This is a genomic window from Vibrio sp. FF145 (genome assembly GCF_041439075.1).
Lineage (GTDB): Bacteria > Pseudomonadota > Gammaproteobacteria > Enterobacterales > Vibrionaceae > Vibrio > Vibrio tasmaniensis_A.
Map to the genome: position 1 here is coordinate 1 of NZ_JBGONH010000093.1, position 7,206 is coordinate 7,206.

The 7,206-nt window shown below is 43.8% G+C and carries 7 protein-coding genes; 5 read left to right on the forward strand and 2 right to left on the reverse strand.

Annotated features, from left to right (window positions below; genetic code table 11):
- Positions 1–125: 125 nt before the first annotated feature.
- Together ACED42_RS21180 and ACED42_RS21185 are read right to left on the reverse strand one after the other, a co-directional pair.
- Complete coding sequence (locus ACED42_RS21180) at positions 126–590, reverse strand: thioesterase family protein (RefSeq protein ID WP_016786146.1); 465 nt, start codon at positions 588–590, stop codon at positions 126–128.
- A gap of 242 nt (positions 591–832) precedes the next feature.
- On the reverse strand, positions 833–2,668 hold the full coding sequence (locus tag ACED42_RS21185; RefSeq protein WP_371704033.1) for an ABC transporter ATP-binding protein/permease: 1,836 nt from the start codon (positions 2,666–2,668) through the stop codon (positions 833–835).
- Between the two features lie 542 nt (positions 2,669–3,210).
- On the opposite strand from ACED42_RS21185, the gene artP reads away from it, so the two are divergent.
- The 5 genes from artP (at position 3,211) to ACED42_RS21210 (ending at position 7,150) form a co-directional block, all read left to right on the forward strand.
- Positions 3,211–3,939 (forward strand): arginine ABC transporter ATP-binding protein ArtP, encoded by a 729-nt coding sequence (gene artP / locus ACED42_RS21190; RefSeq protein WP_371704035.1) that lies wholly within the window; start codon positions 3,211–3,213, stop codon positions 3,937–3,939.
- Between the two features lie 103 nt (positions 3,940–4,042).
- Positions 4,043–4,786, forward strand: a complete 744-nt coding sequence (locus ACED42_RS21195) for a lysine/arginine/ornithine ABC transporter substrate-binding protein (RefSeq protein ID WP_009846802.1) — start codon at positions 4,043–4,045, stop codon at positions 4,784–4,786.
- 3 nt (positions 4,787–4,789) lie between these two features.
- A complete protein-coding gene (gene artQ, locus ACED42_RS21200; RefSeq protein WP_371704036.1) occupies positions 4,790–5,476 on the forward strand; it encodes an arginine ABC transporter permease ArtQ in 687 nt (228 codons plus the stop codon).
- Entirely contained in the window at positions 5,473–6,141 is a 669-nt protein-coding gene (gene artM / locus ACED42_RS21205; RefSeq protein WP_371704037.1) for an arginine ABC transporter permease ArtM, read from the forward strand. The genes artQ and artM overlap by 4 nt, the downstream gene beginning before the upstream one ends.
- A gap of 106 nt (positions 6,142–6,247) precedes the next feature.
- Complete coding sequence (locus ACED42_RS21210; RefSeq protein WP_371704038.1) at positions 6,248–7,150, forward strand: hypothetical protein; 903 nt, start codon at positions 6,248–6,250, stop codon at positions 7,148–7,150.
- Positions 7,151–7,206: the final 56 nt, after the last annotated feature.

The window sequence follows — 7,206 nt, forward strand, 5'->3', positions numbered from 1 at the left end:
CCACGTTCAGTCCTCTTTGTCCCAGCCAAATATCCGTTCAGGTTCAAGCAATAATACTTATCCGAACGGCATTAACTCAATCGAGTGGCCTTTTTGTATCTGAGCATTTTGAATCAGCGAATACGTTATTCCGTCACGGCTTCTTGTTTGAAGCATGGGCTTTTCAACGTGTTCATCTTTTCAATTTCGTTGGTTAAGCGCAGCGAGAGCAGAGCTTTTTGGTTTGAAGCAAAATCAAACATCACGATAGTCGCGGTGCCTATGGTCGTCAGTTTCTGCTGAGTTTTACTGACAATCGCGTATTCCATGGTGAATCGGTCATCTTGAATATCAGTGACACGAGAGCCAATCATTAAGGTATCTGGATACGTGACTGGGCGGAAATACTTACAGTAAGTGTCACCAAGAACAGGGCCAACTTTGGTAATCGCCATCTCTTCCATCAGCTCAACGTGCTTAAAGAAATCTAAGCGAGCGGTTTCGAAATAGCGAAAATATACGGCGTTGTTAACGTGATTGAGTGCGTCCATTTCTCCCCAAGCGACAGGGATTTCTGTTACTACCGGGTAGTCAGATAATAGTGCTTCCATGCGAACTCTCTTATTGTTATCTGTGTAGTTAATGTTATCTGGGTAATTAATGTTATCGGCTTATCCTTCATCGGGATAAGTTGTTATTGGAATAAAAACACTACCGCTAAATTAACAAAACTGCAACACGTGTGATTTAAGTTTTTGAAGCTTGAAACCACACAATGTCAGAGACTTAACTTTCCGTTACTTATTGATTAGTGTCTCACTAAACAAACGACTTACGCACATACACTCAATGATTACGCACTAAGGTGTTTGAATTGAAGTTCAACTAAGCGTTGGTACAATTCGCAGCTATTGATGAGAGACTGGTGGTCGCCAATGTCTACTAGCTGCCCTTTATCTAGCACCGCAATCTGGTCGGCGTGTTTAATTGTTGATAATCGATGGGCGATAATGATGGTCGTTCTGCCACGCATTAACTCTTCTAAAGCTTGTTGAACGTGATGCTCACTTTCACTGTCTAGCGCACTGGTTGCTTCGTCCAACAAGAGAATATTCGGATCTTTTAGGATGGCACGAGCGATGGCAATACGCTGACGCTGCCCGCCAGACAATCTAACGCCACGTTCACCAAGAAAGCTGTGATAGCCTTCAGGTAAGTTCTGAATGAACTCGTGCGCGTGCGCTTTTTTCGCCGCTTCGATAACTTGCTCGTCCGTTGCTTCTGGGTTCCCGTATCGAATGTTATGGAACACATCGTTGCTGAACAGAGCGGGTTGCTGAGGGACTAATGCCATCTGCTTTCTTAGCTCGTTCGGATCAAACTGATTCAGTTCAACACCGCCTAACGTTACTTTGCCTATTTGTGGGTCGTAGAAACGTTGCAGCAGTTCAAATAGGGTGGTTTTACCTGCGCCAGACGGGCCAACCAATGCCAACACTTTACCTTCATGGGCCGTTAGCGTGAGGTTGCTTGTTGCGGGCTGGTCGGGTCTTGATGGGTAACAGAAGGTCACATCATCAAAAGCGACTTCTGGTGTCACGTTATCGAGTGATGTTGGGTTTTCTACAGGCGCAACAATATGGCTTTCAACTTGTAGAATTTCAATTAATCGTTCTGTCGCACCTGCCGCACGTTGCAGTTCACCTATCACTTCAGAAATCGTACCTAGTGATGAAGCGACCATGATCGCATAGAAGACAAACGCCGCTAAGTCACCCGCCGACATCGTGCCGTTGATGACATCGCTGCCACCAACCCAAAGCATGCCTGCAATCGCACTGAACACGATAACAATCACACCAGAGATAAGAATCGCGCGTTGCTTTACTCGCTGACGTCCAATTTCATATGCTTTTTCCACTTCAATCGCAAATGACGCTTTCTCTTGTGCTTCTCGGCTGTAGCTTTGCACAGTCTTAATGTGCTCAATCGCTTCGCCGGCATAAGAGCCCACATCAGACATCGAATCCTGACTTTGGCGAGAGAGGGCTCTCACTCGTCGACCGTATACCAAAATCGGAATCAGGATAAACGGCACAGAGGCCAACACGATCAGCGTTAGCTTAATGTTGGTCGCGAACAGCATGATGATTGCGCCAATACACATTAATGCACTTCGCATCGCCATAGAAAACGACGAACCAATAATGCTTTGGAGCAGGGTTGTGTCGGTTGTGATGCGCGACATGATGTCGCCACTGCCATTGGTTTCAAAGTAACTCGGGTGAAGCGTCACCACGTGATTGAAAACCGACAGGCGTATATCCGCACTTACTCGCTCACCAACAGAAGAGACCAAATAGAAGCGAAAGAAGGTGCCAATCGAGATCAGCACGACTACAACCATGATGAATTGAATCGCACTGCCTAAATCTGATAACGATTGTTGGCTGAAGCCTTGGTCGATAAGAAGGCGAATACCGTGTCCGACCGAAAGGGTTAAGCTCGCCGTGAAGATCAAAGCGATCAGCGCTGCAATCACACGGCCTTTATAGGGCTGAATAAATTTGCTGAGCTCAAATAAAATACTGAGGCTTTTCTTCTCAGGTTTGGGTTGTGGCGCTTTTTGAGTAGATCGTTGAGCCGTTCGCTGAGTAGAGTCACGCGTAGAAGAGACATCGTTTTGCATATGACTGCCTTAATGTGTTGTCGCTTTAAGAGTAGATGGCTTGTTGTTTGTACGTACTTGTCACGAATCAAGTGCTAGTCGTTCGTAAATGTTTGTTGCTTACAAGAGAAACCATTAAAGCACGCATCGCTGACTGATGCTTCCTAGGACACTCAATTTTCGGACTTTGATGCTTAGCAAGTGAGGAAATCGATACTGTTCAAAAGGAACATTAAGCATTTAGTGAGGCTTGAAATAAAGATCAAACGAGCTATTTGATTCTAATTTTTATGCATGTGAGCGTAAGCCAATAGCGAATGGAAGCTACAGGTTCTTAGATCTTGTACTGATTTTTTAATTGGAAGAGAAACGTTTGCTTTTCCCTCGATTTCAAGCTTATCAGCAACTTGTGACTTTTGGTTGTAAGACCAGTTATAGCGACTGTTTTCTGCGCAACTTTCGTTACAAAAATTCAACAAAATAGTTTTTTATACATTTTTCTTGCATAAAACCTCGAATTGAATAGAATAACCAACAAATGACAATTAATGCAGTATTGTGGCATGAGTATTCAAGTAAAGAGCATCAACAAATCATACGGTAATACCCAAGTTCTTCATGACATCAGCTTTGACTGTGAAAGTGGCGAAACCTTGGTATTGCTTGGCCCAAGCGGCGCGGGCAAGAGTTCATTACTGCGTGTATTGAACCTGTTAGAAATCGCGGACAACGGCGAATTAGACATTGCGAACGAGCAATTCGATTTTTCAAGCCAGATCCAAGAAAAGCAGGGGCTTAAACTTCGTCGTAAAGTTGGCATGGTGTTCCAACAATACAACTTGTGGCCACATATGACGGTGATGGAAAACTTAATTGAAGCTCCCACCAAAGTGACGGGTTTAGATAAGCAAGAAGCCATCAAGCAAGCTCAAGAAATACTAAAGACACTTCAACTTGCCGACAAAGCAGACGCTTGGCCACTTCAACTGTCTGGTGGTCAACAACAGCGTGTTGCGATTGCACGTGCGCTGATGATGAAACCGGATGTGTTGTTGTTTGATGAACCAACAGCGGCGCTTGATCCTGAGATCACCAATCAAGTTGTGAGCATTATTAAAGAGTTGAGTGGAACGGGCATTACTCAAGTGGTTGTGACACATGAAGTTGATTTCGCGAAGAAGATTGCTAGCCACGTTCTGTATCTAGAAAAAGGGTACATCGTTGAACACGGCACCAGCGATTCATTCGTTAACCCGCAGACACCCGAGTTTGCCGAGTATCTTACGCATTAAACCTAAGTTGACTCACTAGATTTAGCTAAACACAACATCGATTAAAACAATCAAATTATAAAAATGGCCACAGGTCAAAATCACACAGATTCGGAGTAACAAAATGAAAAAGATTCTACTAGCTTCACTTATCGGCCTTTCTTCTGCAGGCATGGCTGTTAATGCATCGGCACAAGACGAAATCAAATTCGCAATGGAAGCGACTTACGCACCATTCGAATACATGGACGAGAACAACCAAATCCAAGGTTTTGACGTAGACCTAGCAAACGCACTTTGTGAAGAGATGAAAGCAACTTGTACTTTTCACAACCAAGCGTTCGATAGCTTGATCCCAGCGCTTAAATTCAAACGTTACGATGCCGCTATTTCGGCAATGGACATCACTGAAGCGCGTCTTAAACAAGTAAACTTCTCTAACGCTTACTACGACAACTCGGCAGCATTCATCTCTATTGAAGGTAAAGTAGCAGACCAAGCAGCACTAGAAGGTAAGCGTGTTGGCGTTCAAAACGGTTCAACTCATCAAAGCTTCCTACTTGAGCAAATGGCTGGCGTAACAGCGGTACCTTACTCAAGCTACCAAGATGCATTCATCGACATGAAAAACGGTCGTATCGATTCAGTATTTGGTGACACAGCGGTAGTAGCTGAATGGTTCAAAAAGCAAGACAACCTAACGTATGTTGGCGACCAAGTAACAAACCAAGAGTACTTCGGTAACGGCTTTGGTATCGCAGTAAACAAGAGTAACCAAGAACTTGTAGACCAGCTTAACGTTGCACTTGCAGCAGTGAAAGCGAACGGCGAATACGACAAGATCTTTAACAAGTACTTCGGTAAGTAATTTATGGAATTAACGGGTTACTCTTTAGGGCTCGTCGAAGCAAGCTGGATGACAGTTCAGCTTGCGTTCGTAAGCCTATTGGTTGGATTGGTTCTAGCAGTGTTGTTTGCAAGTGGTGAGATGTCTCGTCGTATTGCAATCAAATGGCCAACGACTGCATTTGTGACGATTGTTCGTGGTTTACCAGAAATTCTGGTCGTACTGTTTATCTACTTTGGTTCGACACAAGTTCTGTTCATGATCACTGGCGAATTCATAGAAGTGAGCCCGTTCTTATCTGGTGTTGTTGCACTGTCACTTATTTTTGCTTCTTACGCTTCGCAAACTATTCGTGGTGCGTTGAAAGCAGTAAGCAAAGGGCAGAGAGAAGCAGCAAGTGCGCTTGGTATTTCACAATCTCGTGCTTTCTTCAGAGTCGTATTGCCACAAGCAGTAAGACACGCTCTACCAGGGTTAACCAACCAATGGTTAGTGTTATTGAAAGACACAGCACTGGTTTCATTGATTGGCGTAACCGATCTATTGAAACAAGCGCAATTAACATCAGCAGCAACGCACGAAGCATTTACTTGGTACGCGACAGCAGCAGCAATCTATTTGGTCATCACTTTAATCACACAAAGATTGGTAAAAGTGATTGATGGTAAGTTCTCTATTCAAGGTTTGGGTAACAAAGGGGCAATGGCATGAATCAACAATACCTCTCTCAAATGCTTGAAGGCTTAGTGACCAGTCTTCAACTCACAGGTGCTTCATTGCTTGTTGGTTGTATCTTGTCATTGCTGATGACGGTAACGCTAATCCTAAGAATACCGGCGATTCACTGGTTAACACGTGGCATCATTACTCTGTTTACCGGCACACCATTGTTGGTTCAGATCTTCTTGGTGTATTACGGCCCGGGTCAATTCGATTGGATTCATGAAAGCTTCCTATGGGCATGGCTTAGCCAACCTTGGTTCTGCGCAATGTTAGCACTAGCATTGAACACCGCGGCATACAGCACGCTACTGTTCAGAGGCGCATTCAACGCGATTCCAGCAGGGCAGTGGGAAGCATGTCGTGCATTAGGCATGGACAAAATTGCGACGCTTAAAGTGTTACTGCCATACGCACTACGTCGCGCCGTTCCAGCTTACTCGAACGAAGTGATTCTAGTCTTCAAAGGTACATCACTGGCAAGCACCATCACCATCATGGATTTGATGGGCTACGCTCAGCGTATCAACGGCCAAACCTACGACACACTCACCGTGTTCGGCATTGCTGGCGCATTCTACCTAGCCGTGAATGGTGTATTAACGCTGGTCTTCCGTCAGGTAGAGAAGAAGGCCCTCGCATTCGAAGCGGCATAAGCTAGCAATTCACAAGCGTAACTAACGTATAAAGCCTGCCATTTATTTTCGCATAAATGGCAGTTTTTTTTCTGTCTAAGAACGGTTATGTTTATAGGAGAGTTCTGTGAGTGGAGTGAAGATTCCATTTGGTTATGATTCAAATCGAAACCAAGTAACAATTCTAAATTACTTACCTTTTGGAAGACCTGATCCAATATTTTGTGGTGGAAAAGGCTGTGAAGCGGAGCTTGCGTATGTTTCAGCTAGTCAAAGGGTAGGTAAGTCAAAAACAACACAAGTTCCAGCTTATTTCAGGTTGGCGAAATATGAAGATCATTCAGTGACTTGTTCATTTGCTACAAAAGGCAAACAAGTGATTGATGCAGCAGGTTCGACCAATGAAGTTCATACTGCTCTTGCTAATGGTAGCCGGGTTTTTCGTATCCATTTGATGGATGATAATGACCAAGTGAGAATGAAAGGTAAGGAAAATGATTTTTTAAAAAATCATAATCATGACACTGTAAAACGAACCTATAAAACTCGTGGTAGAAAGTTACCTTATGTAAATAGTCTTAATGGCTTATTTGACCTTTACGAATATGGGCGTAAGAACCCAACGATGCGTCAGTTGATTTTCGTTATGGTGGATAAAGAAAAATTAAGATGGGATGAATTCTTCTTTGATGTTAAGCACTATGATGAATTACACCAAAAGGTACTTGCTAGTGGTACAGTTAAAGCCGCAGTTATAGGTCAGGTTAATAAAGTTAATTTTAGTAGCCCAACTAGGCGTTTCTCGTCGGCAGAGCTTTCCCCAAAGCTTCAAGGCAAAGGGAATAATATTTACCCGATCGCTCGCTTAAAATTTGGCTTAAGTCATCGCTTCATTACGCCCGGTAAGAAAGTATTGTGCTTTGGTTCGTTTAAGTTAGAGCATGATGTATCTAAACGTATAGTCCCTTCTAATAGAGGGCATGAACTAGTTATGGGCTTAGCAGCACCATATCAGTGGTTTGAAATATAAACATAATCGGGTAGCCGGAGGTATTTACCCTCCAGCCCCCACACCACCCTGCATGC